24 protein-coding genes and 1 riboswitch are annotated in these 21894 nt (G+C 67.8%); of the genes, 16 read left to right on the plus strand and 8 right to left on the minus strand.

The annotated features are described in order from the left end of the window. Positions 1–49 precede the first annotated feature (49 nt). Positions 50–955 (plus strand): NAD-dependent epimerase/dehydratase family protein, encoded by a 906-nt coding sequence (locus AB0M24_RS20225; protein WP_363769563.1) that lies wholly within the window; start codon positions 50–52, stop codon positions 953–955. Here the strand turns inward: AB0M24_RS20225 and AB0M24_RS20230 are convergent. Beyond that, positions 952–1320: a helix-turn-helix domain-containing protein gene (locus AB0M24_RS20230; protein ID WP_363769566.1), complete on the minus strand. Its 369-nt coding sequence runs from the start codon at positions 1318–1320 to the stop codon at positions 952–954. The two genes, AB0M24_RS20225 and AB0M24_RS20230, sit on opposite strands and share 4 nt — an antisense overlap. 83 nt (positions 1321–1403) lie before the next feature. Here AB0M24_RS20230 and AB0M24_RS20235 point away from each other — a divergent pair, with 83 nt between their 5' ends. Genes AB0M24_RS20235 through AB0M24_RS20260 form a run of 6 tightly spaced genes read left to right on the plus strand, consistent with a single transcriptional unit; the run spans position 1404 to position 6798 of the window. Beyond that, the gene (locus tag AB0M24_RS20235) at positions 1404–1799 is read left to right on the plus strand and encodes a nuclear transport factor 2 family protein (protein WP_363769569.1); all 396 of its coding nucleotides are present in this window, start codon (positions 1404–1406) and stop codon (positions 1797–1799) included. A 35-nt stretch (positions 1800–1834) separates the two neighbouring features. After that, positions 1835–3937, plus strand: a complete 2103-nt coding sequence (locus tag AB0M24_RS20240; RefSeq protein WP_363769572.1) for a P-loop NTPase fold protein — start codon at positions 1835–1837, stop codon at positions 3935–3937. Positions 3938–3957: 20 nt separating this feature from the next. Further along, complete coding sequence (locus tag AB0M24_RS20245) at positions 3958–5097, plus strand: AI-2E family transporter (protein ID WP_363769575.1); 1140 nt, start codon at positions 3958–3960, stop codon at positions 5095–5097. 23 nt (positions 5098–5120) lie between these two features. Beyond that, complete coding sequence (gene msrA, locus AB0M24_RS20250) at positions 5121–5618, plus strand: peptide-methionine (S)-S-oxide reductase MsrA (protein WP_363769578.1); 498 nt, start codon at positions 5121–5123, stop codon at positions 5616–5618. After that, complete coding sequence (locus AB0M24_RS20255) at positions 5597–6082, plus strand: MOSC domain-containing protein (RefSeq protein WP_363769581.1); 486 nt, start codon at positions 5597–5599, stop codon at positions 6080–6082. Before msrA ends, AB0M24_RS20255 begins: the two co-directional genes overlap by 22 nt. Beyond that, positions 6079–6798: a polysaccharide deacetylase family protein gene (locus AB0M24_RS20260; protein ID WP_363769584.1), complete on the plus strand. Its 720-nt coding sequence runs from the start codon at positions 6079–6081 to the stop codon at positions 6796–6798. The genes AB0M24_RS20255 and AB0M24_RS20260 overlap by 4 nt, the downstream gene beginning before the upstream one ends. Positions 6799–6801: 3 nt before the next feature. Here the strand turns inward: AB0M24_RS20260 and AB0M24_RS20265 are convergent, their stop codons facing one another. Beyond that, positions 6802–7674 (minus strand): SDR family NAD(P)-dependent oxidoreductase, encoded by an 873-nt coding sequence (locus AB0M24_RS20265; protein WP_363769587.1) that lies wholly within the window; start codon positions 7672–7674, stop codon positions 6802–6804. Further along, positions 7674–8399: an SDR family oxidoreductase gene (locus tag AB0M24_RS20270; RefSeq protein ID WP_363769590.1), complete on the minus strand. Its 726-nt coding sequence runs from the start codon at positions 8397–8399 to the stop codon at positions 7674–7676. The genes AB0M24_RS20265 and AB0M24_RS20270 overlap by 1 nt, the downstream gene beginning before the upstream one ends. 94 nt (positions 8400–8493) lie before the next feature. On the opposite strand from AB0M24_RS20270, the gene AB0M24_RS20275 reads away from it, so the two are divergent. From AB0M24_RS20275 to AB0M24_RS20285, 3 genes are all read left to right on the plus strand, one after another. After that, positions 8494–9165: a helix-turn-helix domain-containing protein gene (locus tag AB0M24_RS20275; RefSeq protein WP_363769593.1), complete on the plus strand. Its 672-nt coding sequence runs from the start codon at positions 8494–8496 to the stop codon at positions 9163–9165. 329 nt (positions 9166–9494) lie between these two features. Continuing rightward, entirely contained in the window at positions 9495–10478 is a 984-nt protein-coding gene (locus tag AB0M24_RS20280; protein WP_363769596.1) for a hypothetical protein, read from the plus strand. Next, entirely contained in the window at positions 10456–10653 is a 198-nt protein-coding gene (locus AB0M24_RS20285; protein ID WP_363769599.1) for a hypothetical protein, read from the plus strand. The genes AB0M24_RS20280 and AB0M24_RS20285 overlap by 23 nt, the downstream gene beginning before the upstream one ends. 66 nt (positions 10654–10719) lie before the next feature. Here the strand turns inward: AB0M24_RS20285 and AB0M24_RS20290 are convergent, their stop codons facing one another. From AB0M24_RS20290 to AB0M24_RS20300, 3 genes are all read right to left on the minus strand, one after another. After that, entirely contained in the window at positions 10720–11406 is a 687-nt protein-coding gene (locus AB0M24_RS20290; RefSeq protein WP_363770245.1) for an NPP1 family protein, read from the minus strand. Between the two features lie 225 nt (positions 11407–11631). Beyond that, a complete protein-coding gene (gene metE / locus AB0M24_RS20295; protein ID WP_363769601.1) occupies positions 11632–13854 on the minus strand; it encodes a 5-methyltetrahydropteroyltriglutamate--homocysteine S-methyltransferase in 2223 nt (740 codons plus the stop codon). Between the two features lie 102 nt (positions 13855–13956). After that, positions 13957–14156, minus strand: a riboswitch (cobalamin riboswitch). Continuing rightward, positions 14155–14715 carry a TetR/AcrR family transcriptional regulator gene (locus AB0M24_RS20300; RefSeq protein WP_363769604.1) on the minus strand — a complete coding sequence of 187 codons (561 nt, stop codon included), beginning with the start codon at positions 14713–14715 and terminating at the stop codon, positions 14155–14157. It overlaps the preceding riboswitch by 2 nt. A 76-nt stretch (positions 14716–14791) precedes the next feature. Here AB0M24_RS20300 and AB0M24_RS20305 point away from each other — a divergent pair, with 76 nt between their 5' ends. From AB0M24_RS20305 to AB0M24_RS20325, 5 genes are read left to right on the plus strand one after another with little or no spacing between them, the layout of a single operon-like run. Beyond that, positions 14792–15526 carry an enoyl-CoA hydratase/isomerase family protein gene (locus tag AB0M24_RS20305; RefSeq protein WP_363769607.1) on the plus strand — a complete coding sequence of 245 codons (735 nt, stop codon included), beginning with the start codon at positions 14792–14794 and terminating at the stop codon, positions 15524–15526. 5 nt (positions 15527–15531) lie between these two features. Next, on the plus strand, positions 15532–16890 hold the full coding sequence (locus AB0M24_RS20310) for an AMP-binding protein (protein WP_363770248.1): 1359 nt from the start codon (positions 15532–15534) through the stop codon (positions 16888–16890). Beyond that, a complete protein-coding gene (locus AB0M24_RS20315; protein ID WP_363769609.1) occupies positions 16887–17276 on the plus strand; it encodes a hypothetical protein in 390 nt (129 codons plus the stop codon). The genes AB0M24_RS20310 and AB0M24_RS20315 overlap by 4 nt, the downstream gene beginning before the upstream one ends. Next, positions 17273–18829: an amidohydrolase gene (locus tag AB0M24_RS20320; protein ID WP_363769612.1), complete on the plus strand. Its 1557-nt coding sequence runs from the start codon at positions 17273–17275 to the stop codon at positions 18827–18829. Before AB0M24_RS20315 ends, AB0M24_RS20320 begins: the two co-directional genes overlap by 4 nt. Beyond that, positions 18826–19428 carry a GNAT family N-acetyltransferase gene (locus AB0M24_RS20325; protein WP_363769615.1) on the plus strand — a complete coding sequence of 201 codons (603 nt, stop codon included), beginning with the start codon at positions 18826–18828 and terminating at the stop codon, positions 19426–19428. The genes AB0M24_RS20320 and AB0M24_RS20325 overlap by 4 nt, the downstream gene beginning before the upstream one ends. Here AB0M24_RS20325 and AB0M24_RS20330 read toward each other — a convergent pair. Then, complete coding sequence (locus tag AB0M24_RS20330; RefSeq protein ID WP_363769618.1) at positions 19414–20235, minus strand: siderophore-interacting protein; 822 nt, start codon at positions 20233–20235, stop codon at positions 19414–19416. The two genes, AB0M24_RS20325 and AB0M24_RS20330, sit on opposite strands and share 15 nt — an antisense overlap. A 79-nt stretch (positions 20236–20314) precedes the next feature. Here AB0M24_RS20330 and AB0M24_RS20335 point away from each other — a divergent pair, with 79 nt between their 5' ends. Next, positions 20315–20809, plus strand: coding sequence for a hypothetical protein (locus tag AB0M24_RS20335; RefSeq protein ID WP_363769621.1), 495 nt, complete (start codon positions 20315–20317; stop codon positions 20807–20809). On the opposite strand, the gene AB0M24_RS20340 is transcribed toward AB0M24_RS20335, so the two are convergent. Next, a complete protein-coding gene (locus AB0M24_RS20340; RefSeq protein WP_363769624.1) occupies positions 20798–21754 on the minus strand; it encodes a hypothetical protein in 957 nt (318 codons plus the stop codon). The genes AB0M24_RS20335 and AB0M24_RS20340 overlap by 12 nt on opposite strands. Positions 21755–21894: the final 140 nt, after the last annotated feature.

Raw genomic sequence — 21894 nt, forward strand, 5'->3', positions numbered from 1 at the left:
CTACAGTGAGTTTCGTTAGCCGTCTGGCTAATGAAACGGAGGGTGTGTGATGACTGTTCTGGTGACCGGCGGCACCGGGTTCGTGGCCGGCTGGACGATCGAGCAGCTGCTGAGCCAGGGCTACGACGTGCGCACGACGGTGCGCTCGCGGCGTCCGGTGGTGCCGGGTTCGTACGAGGTGGTGCGGGCGGATCTGATGTCCGACGCAGGCTGGGCCGAGGCGATGTCCGGCGTGAAGTACGTGCTGCACGTGGCCTCGCCGATGGGCGGCGACGACTTGGTGGGACCAGCGCGCGACGGCACGCTGCGAGTGCTGCGGCACGCGGTCGAAGCCGGTGTTTCGCGCGTGGTGATGACCTCGTCGTGCGCCGCGGCGACTCCTCCCGCGGGCTCGACGGGTTCGTTCGACGAGACAGTGTGGACGGACGCCTCCACCGTGAAGCTCGACGAGTACCGCCGCTCGAAGGTGCTGGCCGAACGGGCCGCGTGGGACTTCATGCGCGACAAGGACACCTCACTGGTGACGGTGCTGCCAGGCGCCGTGTTCGGTCCGGTGAAGTCCCGGGAGGGCATGGGCTCGGTCCAGGTGATCGGCCGGATGCTCGACGGCATGCCGGGCGTGCCGCGCGTCGGCCTCAACATCGTCGACGTGCGGGACGTGGCCGACCTGCACATCCGGGCGATGACCTCGGCCGACGCCGCGGGGGAGCGGTTCATCGCGGTCAGCGAGTTCATGTGGATGGCGGACGTGGCGCGGGTCTTGGACGTGCCGGGACGGGAGCTGCCGAACTTCGTGGTGCGCGCGGCTTCGTTGGTGGCGCGCGATCTTCGGCCTCTGGTGCCGATGCTCGGCCGCTCGTACACGCACTCGCACGCGAAGGCTTCTTCGGTGCTGGGCTGGGAGCCTCGTAGCGCGCGGACCACCGTCCTCGAGTGCGCCGCGAGCCTCCGCTAGCGAGCGTCGTACTGCTCGCGGTTGATGAGCACCTGCGCGATGTGCTGCTCGGCCCACCGGCACAACACCAGCAACGGCTCGTGCAGGCTCAGCCCGAGCTCTGTCAGCTCGTACTCGACCCGCGGCGGCACCTCGGCGAACACGTGCCGCGTGACCAGCCCGTCGCGCTCGAGGTCCCTCAGCGTCTCCGTGAGCACCTTGCCGCTGATGCCGTCGATGTTGGTCTTGAGGTCACCGAACCGCATCCGCCCGTCACCCAGCACCGTCACCACCATCGCCGTCCACTTGTTGGCAATGCGCGCGAGGCTGGTCCGCGACGGGCACGTGGCCGCCAGCACGCTCCAGTCCGGCACGATCTGTGACATGGCGCACACCCGTCCATTAGTTACGTTGAGGTAATTGGTTACTTTTGGTGAGCATAGGGCAACACCAGCCCAAAGGAGAACCGATGACCACGCCTTTGTCTGTCATCACCCGCTACTTCGACGCCCTGGAATCAGGCGACTTCGCCACGGTCGCGGCCCAGTTCGCCGAAGACGTCGTGTGGCACCAGCCGGGTTCCAACCGCTTCTCCGGCAGCCACCGCGGCGCCGACGCCGTGGGCGCGCTGATCGGCGGCATGATGTCGGTCTCCGAGGGCACGTTCTCGCTTCGCCGCAACGCTCCGCTGATGCTCAACGGCGACGTCGTGGCCGCGCCGGTTGCTTGGACGGCTCGGCGTTCCGGCGCCTCGATGGACGGCGTCGGGGTGGACGTGATGCGCGTGGCCGACGGCAAGGTGGCCGAGGTCTGGCTCTACACCGCGGACCCGGCCTCGGAAGACGCCTTCTGGGGCCAGGCGTGACGTAACGAGCTACGGCTGTGGCGCGACATTTGAGCATGTCAGCGCCACAGCAGTACCCCGCTGTGATGGTCTCGAGCACGATGGCGGACCTCTCAGAACATCGGGCTGTCCTGCTGCGGATCCTGCGAGAGCACCAGCTCCGCGCCGTGGCGATGGAGACCGAATCGGCGATCACTGTCACCCCGATCGAGTCGTCCTTGGACAGGCTGCGGGATGTTGCCGCCTATATCGTGATCATCGGCTACCGGTACGGCTTCGTCCCGGAGTCCCCGGCGAATCCGGACGGCCTTTCCCTGCTGCATCTGGAGTTCCGCGAGGCTGTGCGGCTGGGGTTGCCGATCCTCTGCCTCGTCATGGGGCCGAGGCACCTGATCCCGTTGGACGAGTTGGAGCTGGCCGACGACCCACGCACGCGGCTGGATGGCTTTCGCCAAGAGGTCACGCGCGCCAGCCAAGGGTTGCGGCCTGGCTACTACGAGTTCAACGACCTGACGGAGTTCGCCGCGGTCGCCAACGAGGGTGTGACTCGGCTGCGCGAGCTGTTGGCAGGTGAGTCCGTCCAGCCTGCGAGCGTGCCCGAAGTCGTGGACAACACTCCGCCGGACGGTGTGGAGGTCGGGTGGTCGACGGACGCCGCCACCTCCCACGACCTCCTGCGGCGCAAGTCGTTGGCGCGCGTTCTCGACGCGAGGCTGCGTGAAGCGAAGAAGGAACATCCGCACACCTCGTTGCTGATGCATCTCGACGGCAGCTGGGGTTCCGGGAAGAGCAGCGTTCTTCTGCTTCTCGCCAAGGAGCTGAAGGAGAAACCCCCGTTCCTGGTCGTGTGGTTCGACGCCTGGCAGCAGTCGCGCGTGTCACCGCCGTGGTGGGCCCTCCTGACGACGTTGAGGCGGCACGTTCTGGCAGATCGGAACCTGTGGAGCCAGTTCTGGCTCCGCCTCCGCGAGATGTGGGCGCGGATCCGCGTGTCCGGCGCTCCTTATGCGCTGGCGGTGATCCTGCTCGTCGTGCTGTCCGCCGGTATCGGCTACGGGGCCTGGTGGCTCTCGGCCAAGCTGCCTTCCGCGTTCGGGGATCCGGCCAAGTGGGTCACCCCGATCATCGCGATCCTGTCGTTGCTGTGGGCGGGGAGCAGGGTCGCCGCGCGAGCGCTCCTCTGGGCGTCGGCGGGTGGCGCGAGGCTGTTCGAGCAGTCCAACTCCAACCCGATGACGCGGATCGCACTGCACTTCGAATGGTTGCTCAAGCGGTCGAAGAAGCCGGTGGTGTTCTTCGTGGACGACCTCGATCGCTGCCGCGAGGACTACGTCGTGGAGTTCCTCGACTCCGTGCACACCCTCGTGCGTGACGCACCGCGCAGCCACTATGCGGTCCAGTCCACGCCAGCGGCCTACTTCGTGGTCGCGGCGGACGGCGCGTGGATCCGGCAGAGCTACGAGCACGCTTACAAGACCTTCGACGGGGCGGTGGAGGGCGCGCTCGGATACCTGTTCCTGGACAAGCTGTTCCAGCTGAACGTGCCGATGCCCGCGCTGGGTGGCAGCGCGCAGAAGGCGTTCATGGGCAGCCTGCTGGGGCTTGAGGCGACCGAGGAGAACCCTCAGGTCGCGTCCGCGAGTGCCGCGATCAAGGAAGCCGGGAGCGAGGCGGCGATCATCGAGACTCTGGAGAGTCTCAGCCCGGCCGAACGGGAGGCGGTGGCGGGCGAGGCGGCGCTGGCGTTGGCGTCGAGCGAGACCCGCAAGCACACCGAGCACACGCTGCGGAAGTTCTCGCCGTTGCTGCACGGCAACCCGAGGAGCATCAAGCTGTTCCTCAACACTTACAGCATGCTGCGGTCGGTGCGGACGCTCGAAGGCAGCACGCTCGCCCCCGACACGCTGGCGTTGTGGGCGCTGATCCGGGTGCGGTGGCCGAGCATCGCGGAGGTGCTGGCGCGCAACCCCGAGGCGGTCGAGGGCATCAAGGACGACCTGTGGTGCGCCGACCACTTCCCGGAGGGGCTTCGCGCGCTGGCGAGGACCAAGGACCTCAAGCGCGTCGTGCTGCACGACGAGGGCGGGCCGCTGACGGCCGCGCTGGTTCGGGAGTGTTGTGGGAGCGAAAACGGCGGGTCTGCCACCCGTTCGGGCTAGATCACGACAGACTGTGCGGCGTGGAACGGGATCGCAGGTGGGCGGACAAGGGTGAGGCCATCGGGCACGGCGTGAGCTGGCTCGCGCGGTGGAGTCTGCGGACGGCGCTGGCCGCGCTCGGCTTCTGGATGGTCTTCTGGTTGGTCGGGCAGCTCTGGGTGGTGGTGATGCCTGTGCTGCTGGGCCTCCTCATCACCACGGTGTTGTGGCCGCCGGCGCGGTGGCTGATGGCGAAGGGGCTCAACTCGGCCCTGTCGGCGACGATCGTGCTGGTCGTCGGGCTGGCGGTGCTGGGTGGGGTGATCGCGGCGATTTCGGCATCGATCGCTTCTGGTGTGCCGGAGATCGCGACCAGTGCCACGAAGGCCGTGCAGCAGTTGCAGGACTGGGTGGCCGGGCCGCCGTTCAACCTGCGCGGCAGCGACCTCGACCGGTTGATCCAGCAGGGTGTGGAACAGGTCAAGTCGAGCATCGGGTCGATCGCGAACGGGTTGCTGACCGGTGCGGGTGCGGTGACGTCCGGTGTGGTCACGGGCCTCGTCGCACTCCTCCTGGCCTTCTTCTTCGTCAAGGACGGCATGCGGTTCACGCCGTGGCTGCGCGGGCTGATCGGTGAGCGCGCGGGCGGGCACGTCACGACGGTGCTGGAGCGGGTGTGGGTGACGCTCGGCTCGTTCATCCGCAGCCAGGCGATCGTGTCGCTGATCGACGCGGTGTTCATCGGGCTGGGCCTGGTGATCCTGGGCGTGCCGCTGGCGGTGCCGCTGGCCGCGCTGACGTTCCTCGGCGGCTTCATCCCGATCATCGGTGCGTTCATCGCCGGTGCGCTCGCGGTGCTGGTGGCGCTGGTCAGCAACGGGCTGACGACGGCGATCATCATGCTGGTCATCGTCATCGTGGTGCAGCAGGTCGAGGGCAACGTGCTCCAACCGATCCTGCAGTCGCGGAGCTTGCGGTTGCACGCGGCGGTCGTACTGTTGGTGGTCACGGCCGGGACGAGCCTGTACGGCATCGCGGGCGCGTTCTTCTCCGTTCCGGTCGCCGCCGCTGTGGCCGTCGTCATGCGCTATCTGGGCGAGGTCATCGAGGCGCGGTCCGTAATAGTTACGTCACAACCTGACGGGGATGAAGAGGCCGAGACCGAACGTTCTCCTGAGTGAACACCGAGCAGAGGAGAAGCACAGTGACGGAGAAGGCTGTTCTCGCGGGCGGCTGTTTCTGGGGCATGCAGGACCTGTTCCGCCGCCACCCCGGCGTCGTCTCCACCCGCGTCGGCTACACCGGCGACCCCAGCACGCCCAACGCCACCTACCGCCGCCACGGCAACCACGCCGAGGCCATCGAGATCGTGTTCGACCCCGAGCAGCTGAGCTACCGGCAGATCCTGGGATTCTTCTTCCAGATCCACGACCCGTCGACCCGCAACCGCCAGGGCAACGACATCGGTGCCAGCTACCGGTCGGCGATCTTCTACACCGATGACGCGCAGAAGCAGGTGGCGGAGGAGACCATCGCCGACGTCGACGCCTCGGGCAAGTGGCCGGGCAAGGTCGTCACCGAGGTCACCCAGGCGACCGACTTCTGGGAGGCCGAGCCGGAGCACCAGGACTACCTGGAGCGCTACCCCAACGGGTACACGTGCCACTACGTGAGGCCGGAATGGCAGCTCGGCGAGAGGTAGAGATCGTCGCGCTGCACGTCTCACCCGTGCACGCCTACGAGGGCCGTCCGTCGGACGGCCCTCGTCCCGATCCCGGGCCTGTATCGCGAGACGAAGTCGAGATCCGGAAAGGCCTCGGCATCGTCGGCGACCGCTACTTCAACCACCCGGCGCACCGCAACGCCGCCGTCACGGTGATCGCCGCGGAGTCGCTGGACCAGTGGCCGGTGGACCCACTGCTGGCACGGCGGAACATCGTGGTGCGAGGGTTCGACGTGGACTCACTGCCGCGCGGCACCGTCTTCCGCCTCGGCGACATCAGGTTCGAGGTCCACCGGCCCGCGAACCCGTGTGCCTGGATGGACGTGGCGATCGCGCCCGGCGCCTTCAAAGCGTTGCGGGGCAAGGGCGGTATCCGGTGCGTGCCGCTCGACGACGGGGTGCTGAAAGTCGGGAAAGCCGCGTTGGCGATCATGGACGCATGAAGTGGTTGCGTCGCAAGCCAACGATCATCACCGCTGTCAGCCTCGTCGTCGTGCTGGCGGCGGCCGCGACGCTGTGGAACGTCAGCAGTTCCCGGACGTTCCAGTTCTTCGGTGAGCTGGTCGACCGCGTCGAGACGAACGAGAAGGTCGTGGCGCTCACGTTCGACGACGGCCCGGACCCGGCAGGCGCTCAGCAGGTCTTGGACGTCCTCCAAGAAGAACAGGTGAAAGCCACGTTCTTCCTCATGGGCCGCGACCTCGCGAGCCATCCGGAACTCGGCAGGAAGATCGCCGAATCAGGCCACGAGATCGGCAACCACACGTACAACCACAAGCGCATGGTCGGTGTTTTGCCGAGCACGGTGGCCAAGGAGATCGAGGACACCGACGCGGAGATCCGCAAGACCGGCTACACCGGTGAGATCCACTTCCGCCCGCCCAACGGCAAGAAGCTCTTCGCGTTGCCGCACTACCTCAGCGAGCACCACCGCAAGACGATCATGTGGGACGTGGAGCCGGACTCCGAGGGAACGCCGTCCGCCCAACAGATCGAGACCGACGTCCTGAACCAGACGAAGCCGGGCTCGATCATCCTGCTCCACCCGATGTACCAGAGCCGCGATGAAACCCGTAAGGCGCTCAAGCCGGTCATCGAAAAGCTAAAGGAGCGCGGTTTCCGGTTCGTCACCGTCTCCGCGCTCCTCAACCAAGCTTGACCTCTAGATCAGGTCGACCAGATCCACCCGGCGCAGCAGCTCGGCGCGCACCCGGTCAGCCACCCCGTTGACGATCTCGGCGCCGTCCGACGACGGGTCGACGTGCATGCGGAACGGCGGCTTCGGAGCGTCCACCACGGACACGATCGCGTCGGCGACCGCACCGACGTCCGCCCACGACGGCTCCAGCTCGGCCAGCTTGCCGGCCACCTGCTCCATCAGGCCGGGGTAGAACTCCTCGTAGGCCTTCGCGGTGTCGGCGTCAGCGGGCGTGCCGCTGTGCGCGAAGTGGTTGGTGCCGTGGGTGAACGCGCCCGGCACGACGATCGTGGTCTCGATGCCGAACCGCAGCAGCTCGGCGCGGTAGGAGACCGCGACGGCGTCCATCGCCGCCTTGGCCGCGAAGTACGGCGCCAGGTACGGGGGAGTGCCGCCACGCGTGGACGAGGAGCCCACCCACACGACGTGACCGGCGTGCTGCGAGCGTAGGTGCGGCAGCGCGGCGCGGTTGACCCGTTGTGTGCCAAGGACGTTCACGTCGTAGAGAGCCGCGTACTGCTCCGGAGTGAAGGCCTCGGCCGGACCGGTGACCATGTGTCCGGCGTTGTGCACGACCACGTCCAAGCGGCCTTGCTCGGCCACGATCAGGGCGATGGCAGCGTCCGCGGACTCCTGCGACTGCACGTCGAGCTCGACGGCGTGGACGTCGACCGAGTTCTCCGTGCCGTACGCGCCGAGCTCGGCGACGGCCTTCGCGTTGCGGCCGGTGGTCTCCCGCATGCCCGCGTAGACCGTGTGGCCGGCGCGAGCCAGCGCACGCACAGCCAGTGCTCCGAAACCGCTGGACGCCCCAGTGACAACGATGACCTTGCCCATCAGATGATGCCTCCGTTCGCACGAACAACCTGACCGTTGACCCAGCGGGCGGGACCCGCGAGGAAGGAGATGACCTCGGCGATGTCCTCGGGCGACCCGATGCGCTCCAGAGGTGCCTGCTTCGCGAGGTTGTCGATCGTCGCCTGGTCCTTGCCCTCCATGAAGAGAGCCGTGGCGGTGGGGCCGGGAGCGATGGCGTTGACGGTGATGTCGCGGCCGCGCAGCTCGCGGGCCAGGACCAGGGTCAGCGCCTCGACGCCGCCCTTCGACATCGCGTAGGCGCCGTACTGCGGGAAACGCAGGCCCACGACCGACGACGAGACGTTGATGATGGCGCCGCCGTTGCGCAGCTTCTTCGCGGCCTGCTGCGAGACGACGAACGTGCCGCGGGTGTTGGTGCGGATGATCCGGTCGAACACGTCGAGGTCCATGTCCGCGACGGTGCCGAGCGGCATGATGCCCGCCGAGTTCACGACGACGTCCACGCCGCCGAACGTCTCGGCGGCCAGGTCGAAGGCCGCGCCGAGCGCCACCTCGTCGGCGACGTCGGCCTGGGCGGCGATGGCCTGGCCGCCGTTCGCCTTGATCTCCTCGACCGCCTTGTCGGCTTCGACCTTGTTGCCGGCGTAGACGATGACGACGGCCATGCCGTCCGCGGCGAGACGCTCGGCGGCTGCCCGCCCGATGCCCCTCGATCCGCCGGTGACGATCGCAACGCGAGTCATTTCGATGCTCCCTAGCTGGTGTTTCCGGCGCTAACACCAATAACGTAGCACCGATATCGAATCGCCGCTACCCCTCATCTGTTATCGTCGTTACATGGACACGAGAGAGCGGTTGGTGAAGGCCGCGGCCGAGCTGCTGATCGAGGGCGGCAAGGAGGCTGTCTCCACGCGCGCGGTCGCGACGGCGGCGGGAGTGCAGGCGCCGACGCTGTACCGGCTGTTCGGCGACAAGGACGGCCTGCTGGACGCCGTCGCGGCCTACGGGTTCGCCGACTACCTCGCGACCAAGCACGCGATGGGCGCCAGTGACAACCCGGTCGACGACCTGCGTCGCGGGTGGGAGCTGCACATCGGGTTCGGCCTGGCGCGGCCCGCGTTCTACCTGCTGATGTACGGCGAGCCGCGCAAGCGCGAGGCGCGGCTGGAGGCGGACGCGATGCTCCGCGAGATCATCAGCCGCATCGCGGCGGTGGGCCGGTTGACCGTCCCGATCGACCAGGCCGCGCAGTTCGTGCACGCGGCGGGCATGGGGGTCGTGCTGTCGCTCATCGCGACGCCCGAAGAGGAACGCGATCTGGAGCTGATCACGTTCTCCAGGGAACAGGTGATCAGGGCGATCACGACGGACGCCTCACCGGACGAGCCGACGGACATCCCGAGCCGCGCGATCGCGTTGAGGGTGGCACTGGAGGAGGACCCGCCCCTGATGCTGTCTCCAGCGGAACGGGCCCTCCTGGCCGAGTGGCTTGATCGCGTGGCTAAGTAGAGGCGCGGTGACGTGACACCCGGCCCCAAGTAGGTTGGTCGCGGCTGTCGCGTTACGAAACGTGAGCTCGTCATCGCGTCCGTGGTCCGAAACTCTTGCGGCGCCGGGGTTTCTGACCTGCAGACTTTTGCGCGCGATGCATTTGATGTACAGTCCGACTCGTCGGGCACCGCTGTGCCCTCAACCGCAACCCACCTCGCAGAGGTGGGTTTTCGCGTTTCAGACGACTTTCAGCGCCCTCGGTGTCACACCGGGGGCGTTTTGTCGTCTCCGGGAACATTGGGAGGGGTCGATGGTCGAGGTCGGGCGTTGCCGGTGGGAGGTGAGCGATGCGAGTCAGAAGGCGCACACATGCCTTCGATGACCCCACGGCGAGATATGCCGGGCGCGACGCACTCGACAACGCGCTGCGCAGGCTGCCGCCGGATCTGGTCGAGATCCTCGCCGCCTACGTCTACGGCGTATCGGTGGCGAGCCTGCAACGGCGTCTGGGCGAGCAGAAGTACCCGGTCATGGATCTGCTCGGATTCGCGGTCCAAGAGATCCGGAGTTCTCCTGGTGGCGAGGCGCTGGTGGAGGAGCTGCTCACGGGGCACGGTCCCAGCCACTCTCGAGTCCTGCGAGAAGCCGGACAGCGGATCGGGGTTGCTGCGGCTCCGCAGTGTCAGCGATGTGCTACGCCGTTTTCGCAGGCTGCTGTCGGCCGTCCGCGCCGGTACTGCGGGAACGCTTGTAGACAGGCTGCCTATCGGCAGCGTGACCGGGCGAGGGCGAACGACGGCGCGCAGCCGTTGAAGTTCTCGCCGCTTCCTGCTGGTCTGCGACCCAAGTTGGACGAACTCCGTTGGTACTCCGGCAACTTCAGCTCCGAGCAACGTCGGAAGCAGTTGCTGGACCGGTGGGCAGGTCGGACGACCGCAGCGGTGTACAGGCGCTGGGTCGTGTATCGCCCGACTTCCGACGGGAGGTCCCTTGCCGGCCTCGTCGACGCGATCTTGGCGTCCACGGTGGAACAGCCGTCCGGATCGGTACGGCCGACCCAGTCGGCGTGGCAGGTGCGGCAGGCGTGGCTGGCCGGGCAGCAGCAGCCGGCCGAGTTGGCGAGGCTGGCCGCGTCGGAGCGGCTGGCGGGGTCGGCGCTGATGACCGCACCGGTACTTCCGCTCTCGCAGCCGACGCCGATCTGGTCAGCGCGGAACCGCCCGCCCAAGTCGCTGGGGCAGCGCTCGGCAACTCAGGGTTTCCGTGCACCCGGCCGGTCCTATTCCCATCGCAGAAAGCAGAGAAGCCGTGTTCAAGATCTGGCGACGTGACCCGGTCCCGGAACCGGCGAAGGAAACGCAGCCGGAGCGCCTCCCGGTGCGGTGGGCGGTGATCGGAGCGGTGTCGATCGCCGCGGGCATTGCCGGGAACGCCGGCGCTGGTCCGGTCGCGGGCGTCGCCGTGGGGCTCGGCGTGGCGGTCGCGCTGCACAAGATGATCGCCTGAACCGCAAGGCGAGCGGAGCCCGGCACCTACCCGCCGTAACGGGAAGATGCCGGGCTCAGCTGGTAGCTACGCGTTCGGGTCGAACGGGATCCCGGCCGGCTTCGCGATGCCCAGGTTGTAGTTGAACGCGCTGTCCTTGATCGCCAGCGAGGCGCTGCCGAAGTTCGCGTTCACCAGGATGTCGCGCACCCCGGCCGGGAAGCGGTCCCAGCTCACCAGGTCGGGGTACTGGTAGACGCCGTAGTGGTTCTCCGCCTGCTCGTTGAAGCCCGCGAGCCGGAAGCAGTGCGTGCTGGCGCCGTCCTTGTGGTAGATGATCTTCGCGTGGGTGCCTTCCCATGCCACCTTGTCACGCGAGTAGGTGCTGTACTTGCCGTGCGCCGACGTCGAGACGTACTGGGCCACGTCGTTCTGCACCCAGATGATCACGTGCTCGATGTCGTGCCGGTGGCCGCAGCAGTCCCAGCCCGGCACGGCCTGGTCCTTCTCGAAGTACAGGTCGTACAGGTAGGCGCACCAGCCGTTGTTGCACTTGGACCGGCTGTAGGAGTTCGTGTTGTCCAGGTCGGACCTGTCGTGGCAGTTGCCGTTCAGGGCGCCCGAGTTCTTCAGGCCCGGCGCCACCTGCCCGGTCGGCGAGATCGCCGGGGTGGGGTAGCAGCCGTCACCGTCGTAGTCGAACGCCGGCTGCCACTTGCCGTCCTCCGCCGCGTAGTTGGCGGGGATGGCCTGGGGCGGGTCGGCGAGCGCGATCCCGGGGAACAGCGCGGTGATCAGCAGTGCGCCGGCCAGCGCGGGTAGGAGCTTCTTCCTCAACAGTGGCCTCGATTCCGGGGAGCAGGGGGAGCGGAGAGGCTTGCGAGGCAGAAGGTGGTACATGAACCACCTTCACGTCTAGGTAGTTCGCCAAATCTTTGCAGTACCGGGAATTTAACAACCCCGGAACGGAATCGATCACGTTCCGGGGTCGCGCTCTCATTACCCCAGGTGGGTGCGCATCCGTTGGGCCGCAGCGACGAGGTTTCGCAACGCCTGCTCCACCTCGGCGTAACCGCGAGTTTTGAGCCCGCAGTCGGGGTTGATCCACAACCGTTCACCTGGCACCGCGCGCACCGCTTCGGTGATCAGCGAAACGATCTGATCTTCGTTTTGCACCAACGGGGAATGGATGTCGTAGACGCCAGGACCTATGCCACGCGGGAAGTCCAGCCCCTCCAGAATCTCCATCTTGGACCGTGCCGCCTCGATCGTCGTCACGTCGGCGTCGAGGTCGGAGATCGCGCCGATCACCTCGTTGAACTCCGAGTAGCACAGGTGCGTGTGGATCTGGGTGGCCGCCGTGGCACCGGTGGTGGCGAGCCGGAACGCGCCGACCGACCACGCCAGGTACGCCGACTGGTCCTTCTGGCGCAACGGAAGCAGCTCCCGCAACGCCGGTTCGTCCACCTGGATCACCCGGATCCCGGCACCCTCCAGGTCACGGATCTCGTCTCGCAGCGCCAGCGCCACCTGGGCCGCGGTGTCGGCGAGCGGCTGGTCGTCGCGGACGAACGACCACGCCAGGATCGTCACCGGGCCGGTCAGCATTCCCTTGACCGGCTTGGAGGTCAGCGACTGCGCGTAGGTGCTCCACGGCACCGTGATCGGGCGAGGCCGTGACACGTCACCGTGGATGATCGGCGGCCGCACGCACCGCGACCCGTAGGACTGCACCCAGCCGAACTCGGTGCTGGCGAAGCCTTCGAGGTGCTCGGCGAAGTATTGGACCATGTCGTTGCGCTCGGGTTCGCCGTGCACGAGCACGTCCAGGCCGATGTCCTCCTGCAGGTCGATCACCCGCGAGATCTCGTCCCGCATGCGCTGGTCGTAGTCAGCCGGGGTGATCTCGCCGCTCCTGACCGCCGCGCGGGCCTTGCGGATGTCGCCGGTCTGCGGGAACGAGCCGATCGTCGTGGTCGCGAGCGGCGGCAGGCCGAGCCGTGCCTGCTGGGCCGCCGCCCGGTCCTCGTACGGCGCCCGAACCTGGTTCTCCGGCCGCAACGACTGGATGCGAGCCCGCACATGATCATCGCGACGGGGACTGGGAACCTGACGCTGAGCCTCGTCCGCCCACGCGCCGTCCGCTCCGTCGCGCAAAGCCCTGCCCAGCACGACGACCTCGCGCACCTTCTGCCGTGCGAACGCCAGCCGTGCCCGCACGTCAGCGTCGAGCTGCTCGAACTCCAGGTCGTACGGCACGTGCAGCAACGTGGACGACGACACTACGACCTCGCGCGCGGAACCCAGCAGCGACGCGGCCTTGGACAGCGCGGCGTGCAGGTCGGTGCGCCACACGTTGCGCCCGTCGACCAGGCCGGCGACCAATGTCTTGTCGCGCAACGCCGGAATGGCGAACGAGGTGTCCGGTGCGCTGACCAGGTCGACCCCGATCGCCTCGACCTGCGACTCGGCCAGGATCGGCAGCGCGGGCCCCAGGTCGCCGTAGTAGCCGGTGACGAGCAGCTTCGGCCGTCCTGGCAGGCCGCTCAACGTCCGGTACGTGCGCCGCAACGCGTTGAGCTCGGCGGGTGTGCGGTCGGCGGCGAACGCCGGTTCGTCCAGCTGCACCCACTCGACGCCCTCGACCCGCAGCCGGCCGAGCAGCTCGACGTAGGCCTCCAGCAGGCGGTCCAGCAGAGTCAGTGGCTCGAAGCCCGGGACCGTGCTCTTGGCCAGCAGCAGGAACGTCACCGGGCCGAGCAGCACCGGCCGGGTCGTGAAGCCGAGCTCCAGCGCCTCGCGGTACTCCGCGATCGGCTTGTCGCCGGCGAGCCGGAACTCGGTGTCAGGGCCCAGTTCCGGCACCAGGTAGTGGTAGTTGGTGTCGAACCACTTCGTGAGTTCCAGAGCAGCGGCACCGTCGCGGCCTCGTGCCGCGGCGAAGTAGGTGTCCAGTTCGGACAGACCCAGGTCGCGGTGCCGTTGCGGCACGGCGTCGAACAGGAACGCCGTGTCGAGCACGTGGTCGTAGAACGAGAACGTGCCGGACGGAATCGAGTCCAGTTCGGACAGTTCGGCCCAGGTCTCGGCGCGCAGCCCACGTGCGGTGGCCTGCAGGGTGGCTTCGTCGATCTTGCCGGACCAGTACTGCTCCACGGCGCGCTTCAGCTGGCGCATCGGTCCGATGCGGGGATAGCCGAAAACGGTGCTGCCGATGGTCACAAGCTCTCTCCTCGCGAGCGTGCGGAACGCACCGGAAACCCACGAGGCAGCCCAGAGGTCGCCCGTCAGCCCGCCCGAGAGGCTCCGGTGCACCGCGCACCGGTCGGTGCGCGGACCGGCGGCAGGTCTTCGGACTCGTGGGCGTACATCGCGCTCCTACCGGCCGTCGCTTCCCGGATTTCTCCAGTGCGTATGACGGCTTTCGTTCCCACTCACCGCTGCGGGGCAGTCCCGGACTCGCACCGGGTTCCCTTTTGCTCCACTCAAGCGAACCTGAGTGAACCGCTGGCGTGATCGAGACTAGCGGGACGCGCCGAGCATGCCCAGCGCCATGTCCGCGTACTGGACGGTGAGATCGCTCAACTTGACCGGTCCTTCAGGGGAGTACCACCGCGACACCCCGCTGCACATCTCCAGCAACGCCAGACGAGCGATGCTCGGATCCGCTGTTGACAGCTGACGAGCCTTCAGGCTGTCGACGATCGCGTTCTGCCAGAACCGCTCGTACCGGTCGCGCAACGCCACGATCTCCGCGCGCCTTTCGCCGGTCAGCGCGCGCATCTCGCCGTCCACGACCGTGGTCTCGCGCGGCTTCTCGGCGTGAGCCTGGACGTGCATCTTGACCAATGCGACGAGCCGTTCCCTCGGGTCACCGGTGATCTTCTCGGCCTCGGCGATCAACGCGGTCAGGCTCGTGCGCATGATCTCGGCGAGCAGATCTTCCTTGGTGCCCATGTAGTGGTAGAGCGTCGCCGACGACAGCCCGGCGGCCTGTGCGAGGTCGCGGATGCCGGTGCCGTGGAACCCGCGTTCGGCGAACAACGCCACCGCCGCCTCGCGGACCCGCTCCTCAGTCGACATGTGACGCCTCCCTTGACCGACCTGACTCGCTCACTCTAGCGTCGGACTCAATCGATCGATCGATCGAAGGGGAGAGATGACCGTCGACTACTCCTGTGCCGAGGGCGTCGCGCAGGTGCACCTGAACCGTCCGGAACGGCTGAACGCCGTGGTCCCGGCCCTGGTCGAGGACTTGCTGGCAGCCTTCGGCCGTGCCCGCGAGGACGGGGCGCGCGTGGTCGTGCTGGCGGGGCGGGGCAAGTCGTTCTGCGCCGGCCACGACCTCAAGGAACCGGTGCCGGTCGAGACCGAGGACGAGACGCGGGCCCGGCTGGAACGCATCCAGGACGTGACGCGGGCGATCCGCGACTACCCCGGCATCGTGATCGCGGCGGTGCACGGGTACGCGCTCGGTGCGGGCGCGGAGTTCGCGCTGGGATGCGACCTCATCGTGACGGCTGACGCGAAGTTCGGGTTTCCCGAAGTGGGGGTCGGTCTCAGCGTGACGGGAGGTATCTCCAGTCTGCTGCCGAAGCTGGTGGGGCCGCACCAGGCCAAGGAATGGCTGCTGCTGGGTGAACAGATCACCGGCAACAGGCTGTTGCAGCTCGGGGTGGTCTACCGGGACGTCTACGACCACGAGAAGCACGCGATGAAGCTCGCGCGGCGCATCATCGCTCAGCCTCCGGTCGCCGCATTGCTCGCGAAACGTGCCATCGACCAGGGTTACGACTCGACGCTCGACCAGGCCCTCGCCACGGAGGTTGAGCACGCCCTGCAGACGAGCCTGTCCGGGGAGAACGAGGCGCCGCGGAAAGACTTCAACCAGTGATCGCGATGCTGCGGACGGCCGCTGTGAGATGGCCGGACAGAACGGCGTGGACGTTCGATCCCGGTGGCTCGTTCACGTTCGCCGAGATCGACAGGCTGTCCAGCGGGTACGCGCAGGCGTTGCGGGACAAGGGGATCCGCGCGGGTGACCGGGTCGCGATCATGCTGCGGAACGTGCCGGAGTTCCCGCTGGTCTGGTTCGCGCTGATCAAGCTCGGTGCCACCGCGGTGCCGATCAACGTCAAGTACCGGTCGGTCGACGCTGACCATGTGCTCCGGACGTCGGAAGCGGTCGCGGTGGTCAGCACCGCGGAGTTCCAGCCGCTGCTCGACGGCCGTGCAGTGCATCTCGTCGAGGAGTTGGAGCCGGTCGAGGGCTTTGTGCAAGGGGTGGTCGGCGGGCCGGTCAGCCTGCAGTTCACCTCGGGCACGACGGGCAAGCCCAAGGCGTGCGTGCTGTCGCAGGAGTACTGGCTCACGCTGGGTCGCAGCCTCGTGGACGAGTTTCCTCATCTCAGCAGCAACGACGTGATGCTTACGGCACAACCGTTCCACTACATCGATCCACAGTGGAACGTCGTTGCGGCGCTGCTCGCCGGAGCGCATCTCGTGGTGCTCGACGGCTTTCACCCGTCCACGTTCTGGGCGAAGGTCCGCGAGCACCGCGTCACGTACTTCTACTGCCTCGGCGCGATGCCGGCGTTGTTGCTGCGCATGCCGCCCGACCGTGCCGACCGTGATCATCGCGTCCGGGCCGTGCAGGCTTCGGCGATTCCGCCCGCCCTGCACGCGGAACTGGAAGAGCGGTGGGGTGTCGGCTGGTACGAGGCGTTCGGCATGACGGAGACAGGCGCCGACCTGAGGATCACGGCCGAGGATCACGACAGGTTCGTCGGTACCGGTTGTCTCGGGAAGCCTGCGGGGCATCGCGAGGCCAAGATCGTCGACGGCGAGCTGTGGCTGCGCGGTCCCGGCATGATGGACGGCTATCTCGGGCTGCCGTCGCCTTTCGCGGACGGCTGGTTTCGCACCGGAGATCTCGCGAGGGTCGAGGACGGGCGCTTCTACCACCTCGGCCGGACCAAGGACATGATCCGGCGCAGCGGCGAGAACGTGGCGGCGCACGAGGTCGAGGAAGTGCTGATGAGCCACCCGGCCGTGCGGCTCGCGGCGGTGCTCGGGGTGCCGGACGAGATCCGCGGCGAGGAGGTCAAGGCGTTCGTCGTGGGCACTGTGTCGTCGGACGAGTTGGCGGACTGGTGTGCGGAACGGTTGGCGGCTTTCAAGGTTCCGCGTTTCTGGGAGTTCCGCGAAGATCTACCGCGCACCCCGTCCGAGCGTGTCGCCAAGGAGCTGCTGCGGTGAGCTTTCACTGGGAAAGCCCGGTCTTCTTCGACGAACTTGATCTCAACGGAACCCTGCACAACTCGCGTTTTCCCGTTCACGTGGAACGCGCCCAGTCCGCGTTGTTCGAGGATCTGGGCTTCGGCTGGTCGTCCTACGCCGACCGCGACCCGGACCTGAACTACGTGGTGAAGGAGCTGCACGTCGAGTTCCACTGCGCCTTCACCTCGCCGGGCTCGTTACCGGTGGAGATCACCGCCGACCGCATCGGCACGACCAGCGCTCGCTACGGCTTCCGGTGCGGTCATTACGCGTCCGGCTACCGGGTGATCGTGAAGATCGACTCGGACGGTCGGCCGACGCCGTGGAGCGACTGGTACCGCGTGGCTTTCGAGGGGCTGCAATGATCAAGGCCGACCTGCTGCTGACCAACGCCGAGTTCGTGACGCTGGACGGCCCGGCGTCCGCTCTCGCGGTGCTCGGTGATCGGATCGTGGCGCTGGAGGAGGTTCCGGCGCGCGAGGTCGTGGACCTGGGCGGTGCTGTCGTCACGCCCGGCTTCCACGACGCCCACAACCACATGGCGATGTTCGGCCTCGCTCTGTCCGAAGTGGACTGCCGCGTGCCGTCGCTGGACGCGCTGTACGCGGCCGTCGAGGCAGCTCCGGACGGCGAGTGGGTGGTGGGCTTCGGCTACGACCAGAACAAGTGCGGCGGCCATCCGACCCGGGACGCGCTGGATCGCGTCGCCCGCGGCCGCAAGGTGTGGATCAAGCACACGTCCGGTCACATGTGCGTGGTCAACACCCCGGTGCTGGAAGAGCTGGGGATTTCAGAGCACGCCGTCGAGATCTCCGGCGGTGTCGTGGTGACGGACGCGGACGGCCGCCCGACCGGGTTGCTGCAGGAACAGGCCCAGCAGCTGGTCAACCGCCTGGTGCTGCCGTACCCGGTGGACACGCTGGTCGACGCGATCGACCGCGCGGGCCGGGTGTACCTGAGCGAAGGCATCACGAGCTGCGTCGAGGCGGGCATCGGCGGCGGCTGGATCGGCAAGTCGCCGGTCGAGCTGGAGGCCTACCACCGCGCTCGCGAGCAGGGAAAGCTGCACGTCCGCGTCGAGCTGATGATCGCCGCCGACGCGTTGCACGAGGTGACAGAGCTGGGCCTCGGCCTGGATCTGGGCATCCGCACGGGATTCGGCGACGACTGGCTGCGCATCGGTCCGACCAAGATCTTCTCGGACGGCTCGCTGATCGGCCGTTCCGCCGCGATGTGCCACGACTTCGCGGACAGCCCGGGCAACCACGGCTATCTGCAGGGCGACGAGTCCGTGCTGCGTGACCAGATCATCGCTGCCCATCGCGGTGGCTGGCGGGTCGCCACGCACGCGATCGGCGACGCGGCCATCGACCTCGTCCTGGATGCCTACGAAGAAGCACAACGCCTCGATCCACGGCCGGATGTCCGGCACCGCATCGAACACTTCGGCGTGTCCCGGCCCGACCAGGTCACGCGCGCGGCGTCGTTGGGCGTGATCGCCGTGCCACAGGGCCGTTTCGTGAACGAGATCGGCGACGGCATGCTGGCAGCGCTGGGACCGGAGCGTTCCGCGTGGGCCTACCGCCAGCGCTCGCTGCTCGACGCGGGCATGATCGTCCCGGGCAGCTCGGACCGCCCGGTCGTGCGCGGCACCCCGTTGCTCGGCATGCACGACCTGGTCAACCAGCTGACGTCGTCCGGCGTGCCGTTCAACCGCGCCGAAGCGCTGACCGGTCTGGAAGCGTTGCGCGCCTACACTTTCGGCTCGGCCTACGCGTGCAAGCAGGAGCACCTCAAAGGCACGCTGACCGTGGGCAAGCTGGCCGACCTGGTCGTGCTGTCGGGCAATCCCGCCACCACCGACCGGATCAAGGACATCGAAGTGCTGCGAACGATGGTGGGGGGAGAGTTCCGGTGAGGCTGGTTGCCGCGTCGACGTTGACCTCGGACGAGCTGGCGCAGGTCCAGCAGATCTACTTCGACGGCTTCGCACCACACCTGCGGGCGTCGTTCGAGAACCTGCTGGCCGACACCGCGCTCGTCCTGGTCGACGAGAAACCGCTGGGTTTCGCCGTGCTGCGCGTGCTCGGCGACACCGGCTGGGTCTACCTGCGCTACTTCACCGTGGGCGAGAAGGGGCGCGGGCTCGGCGAGCAACTCTGGAAGCACCTGCAGGTGGCGATGACGGCCGCCGGCCACACCCGCATCATCTACGACGTCGAAGACCCGGCGCAGCACGGCATCGAGCCGGCCGAGGAGACGATCAGGCGCCGCCGCATCGAGTTCTACCGGCGCCTGGGCGCGGTGTTGTTGCCCGTCAACGGCTATCTGCCACCGCAGGGATCCGCCGGCTACCCGATGCTGCTGATGGCCGCCGACTACGTGGACAACGACCCGGCCGCGCTCGACGACCTACGACGGATCGTGCTCGCTGTGTACGAGCACCGGTACGGCATGGCGGCGACCGATCCGGTGGTCTCGAAGACGTTGCGGCTCAGCGGCCTACATCCGGGCTGAGCCCGCCTTCCAGTAGCCGCTGAACATCACCGCTTTCCGGTCCACCCCGCGCTCCTTCACCAGGTGCCGCCGCACCCCGGTCGCGAGCCCGGACTCCCCGCACGCCCACCCGTACTCCACAGTGGACAGAGCCTTGTCCCGCAACACCTTCAGCACGGCGGAACCGGGCTTGCCGGAGAAGCGGTACACCCACTCCACGTCGAGGTCGACCCGGTAGGACTCGTCGGGCACCTCGGCGAACACCTGCGCGGGCCGCGTCTCCACCTCCAGAATCGCGGCCAGCGCGGGCAACGCCGTCTCGTCCGCCACCAGCAGCACCGGCCCCTCCGACGGTGGCCGGTACGCCGAACCGCCCGCGCGGAACCCGGCCTGGTCGCCCGCGATGGCCCGGCGTGCCCAGCGCGTGCCCGGCCCGGCGTCCCCGTGCACCACGAAGTCCACGTCGATCTCGGCCACCGAAGGGCGATGCGCGCGGATCGTGTACCAGCGCAGATCCGGCCGCACGTCCTCCGGCATGGCGCGCAACGACGTGCGCACGTTGATCCGGTCGTCGGCGGGCATCACGAGCTCGCGGCCGGTCGCCATCAGCAGGCCGAAGTACTCGTCGGGGCCTGTCACCGAGAACGACGCGAGCTCCGGTGCGTGGAAGGTGATCCGGCGCATGTGCTCGCTCAGGTCGGTCACCGCCGTGACGGTCAGGACGAACTGCTCGAAGACCTCGCGGCGGTTCGCGGGAGCCATCACCAGCTCGGCGGCCTTCACGGCGGCCTTGATCGTGAACCTGTCGAACGCGGAGTAGCGCGGCATGTCCAGAAACCTAACACCTTTGGTTAGGCTTGCCTAACTCAAGGCGCGGAATCGGCCGACCGGCGGCACACTGCGTGACATGTTTCCCAGGACCGCGCAGCAGCAGTGGTGGTTCCTCGAACCCGAGGAGAAGGACCGCAGTCAGGCGCTCGGGCTGCGGCTCGCCATCGCGTACCACGAGCGCGACGCCGACGAGGTCGCCCGGCTGCTGCCCGCGGACGACGACGAGATCCGGCTGGTCATGGGCGCGTTGGAGAACGGCCTGCTCGCGCTCAACCAGTTCGAGCCGCCCGGCACGCCCGACCAGGTGTGGGAACGCGTCACGCCGATCATCGACGCCTCCGCTCCCAAGGTGCTGGTGCCGCGCATGCGGGCGATGCTCGCGGCCATGTCGCACGCCCTGTACACCGCTACGCTCGGTGAGGTCTACGAGCGCAAAGAGCAGGACCCGTACACCGGCGCGCACCTGTTCGCGGCCATCACGGCGATGCGCGCTGACGACCACGGGGGCAGCCTCGAGCGCATGAAGCAGAAGGCGGACGAGCTGGAGGCCCCGCGCGACTCAACTGCCTGACGCCCATCCGATGCCGTAGGACAGGTGCGCTTCCAGGTTCTTGAACGTCGCCCGCACGTCGCCGAACTGGTCCGCGCCGACCGGCAGCCGGCCGTGGGGGTCGTCGAGTTGCAACGGCGAGAGGCCGGGCACGCGCCACAACCGGCTGGGCGGTGCGTCCGACGGGAACCGGATGTGCAGGTCGAACCACTCGCACGGGTGGCGCGGGGTGCACATGTAGAGCGGTTGCAGCGCGCGCTCCGCCGGGAGCGAGATCCTGATCGCGTACTCGTGCCGCTCGCCTCGGCTCAGCGGCCTGGGCAGCAGCAGCCGGAACGCGACCCTGTTCTGGCCCTTGAGGGTGCTCCCGGCGAGCTTGCCGCCGTGGAACAGATCGACGCCCATGTGCTCCAGCGGTGTGCCGGCCCGCCATCCGTCGAGCGGAGTCAGCGTCATTTCCAGATCGAGCTCGGTCAATTCGTCGCTCAGCGCTTCGATCTGACGGATTTCCACGACTTCGGGGACGCTGAGATCGAAGTTGAGGAACACCTGCAAACGGGTGATGCGCCAGAGCGACGGCGATCTGGACGGCCGGCGTGGTTCCCATTGGGCCGCCATCACGGCGAGGGATTCCATCGCTATGTCGACGTGGCGCATGACTGTGCGGTTCGCGAGCCCGGCCTGTTGTGAGAAGGCGGTGACCCGGGCCTGCAGGCGGCCGGTATTCCCTTTCAAAGCGAATGTCGTGTGCATCATCGGGCGCACGCGGTCCGGCAGTTGGTCAATCAGTTCCCGCAACGTCGCGGTGAGCTTGTTGCGCACCTCGTCCGCGCTGTCGCCCGCCACCGCGCCGCAGAGGGTCAGCAGTCCGGGTCCGACCTGGTCAGCGAGGTTCGTCGTGCTCAGTCCGTAGCCCTTGCGGAGTGCCTTCAGCTCCTCCAGGAGCTGCTCGGCGGGCGCGCTCACGGATCCTCCCCATTCGTCGCCCGCAGAGTGTAACCACCCGTTTCCCTGTTTCCAACTTGACGTGAAACGGGAAAACCGTTCCCCGCGGCACGGGTCCGGCCGCATCGTGGAGAAGTCGGAGAGCGCGCCCCGATTTCGAT

Origin of the sequence: Lentzea sp. NPDC051838, assembly GCF_040681245.1 — a bacterium.
Taxonomy (GTDB): Bacteria; Actinomycetota; Actinomycetes; order Mycobacteriales; family Pseudonocardiaceae; genus Lentzea.

Excerpts from the sequence above, each read along its gene's own strand:
- AB0M24_RS20330 (WP_363769618.1), bottom strand. The coding sequence starts at position 20,235 with ATGCCGCGCTACTCCGCGTTCGACAGGTTCACGATCAAGGCCGCCGTG.
- AB0M24_RS20300 (WP_363769604.1), bottom strand. The coding sequence starts at position 14,715 with ATGTCGACTGAGGAGCGGGTCCGCGAGGCGGCGGTGGCGTTGTTCGCC.
- AB0M24_RS20335 (WP_363769621.1), top strand. The coding sequence starts at position 20,315 with ATGTTTCCCAGGACCGCGCAGCAGCAGTGGTGGTTCCTCGAACCCGAG.
- AB0M24_RS20275 (WP_363769593.1), top strand. The coding sequence starts at position 8,494 with ATGGACACGAGAGAGCGGTTGGTGAAGGCCGCGGCCGAGCTGCTGATC.
- AB0M24_RS20270 (WP_363769590.1), bottom strand. The coding sequence starts at position 8,399 with ATGACTCGCGTTGCGATCGTCACCGGCGGATCGAGGGGCATCGGGCGG.
- AB0M24_RS20230 (WP_363769566.1), bottom strand. The coding sequence starts at position 1,320 with ATGTCACAGATCGTGCCGGACTGGAGCGTGCTGGCGGCCACGTGCCCG.
- AB0M24_RS20280 (WP_363769596.1), top strand. The coding sequence starts at position 9,495 with ATGCGAGTCAGAAGGCGCACACATGCCTTCGATGACCCCACGGCGAGA.
- AB0M24_RS20255 (WP_363769581.1), top strand. The coding sequence starts at position 5,597 with ATGGCAGCTCGGCGAGAGGTAGAGATCGTCGCGCTGCACGTCTCACCC.
- AB0M24_RS20240 (WP_363769572.1), top strand. The coding sequence starts at position 1,835 with ATGTCAGCGCCACAGCAGTACCCCGCTGTGATGGTCTCGAGCACGATG.
- AB0M24_RS20310 (WP_363770248.1), top strand. The coding sequence starts at position 15,532 with ATGCTGCGGACGGCCGCTGTGAGATGGCCGGACAGAACGGCGTGGACG.
- AB0M24_RS20225 (WP_363769563.1), top strand. The coding sequence starts at position 50 with ATGACTGTTCTGGTGACCGGCGGCACCGGGTTCGTGGCCGGCTGGACG.
- AB0M24_RS20320 (WP_363769612.1), top strand. The coding sequence starts at position 17,273 with ATGATCAAGGCCGACCTGCTGCTGACCAACGCCGAGTTCGTGACGCTG.
- AB0M24_RS20265 (WP_363769587.1), bottom strand. The coding sequence starts at position 7,674 with ATGGGCAAGGTCATCGTTGTCACTGGGGCGTCCAGCGGTTTCGGAGCA.
- AB0M24_RS20305 (WP_363769607.1), top strand. The coding sequence starts at position 14,792 with ATGACCGTCGACTACTCCTGTGCCGAGGGCGTCGCGCAGGTGCACCTG.
- AB0M24_RS20235 (WP_363769569.1), top strand. The coding sequence starts at position 1,404 with ATGACCACGCCTTTGTCTGTCATCACCCGCTACTTCGACGCCCTGGAA.
- AB0M24_RS20260 (WP_363769584.1), top strand. The coding sequence starts at position 6,079 with ATGAAGTGGTTGCGTCGCAAGCCAACGATCATCACCGCTGTCAGCCTC.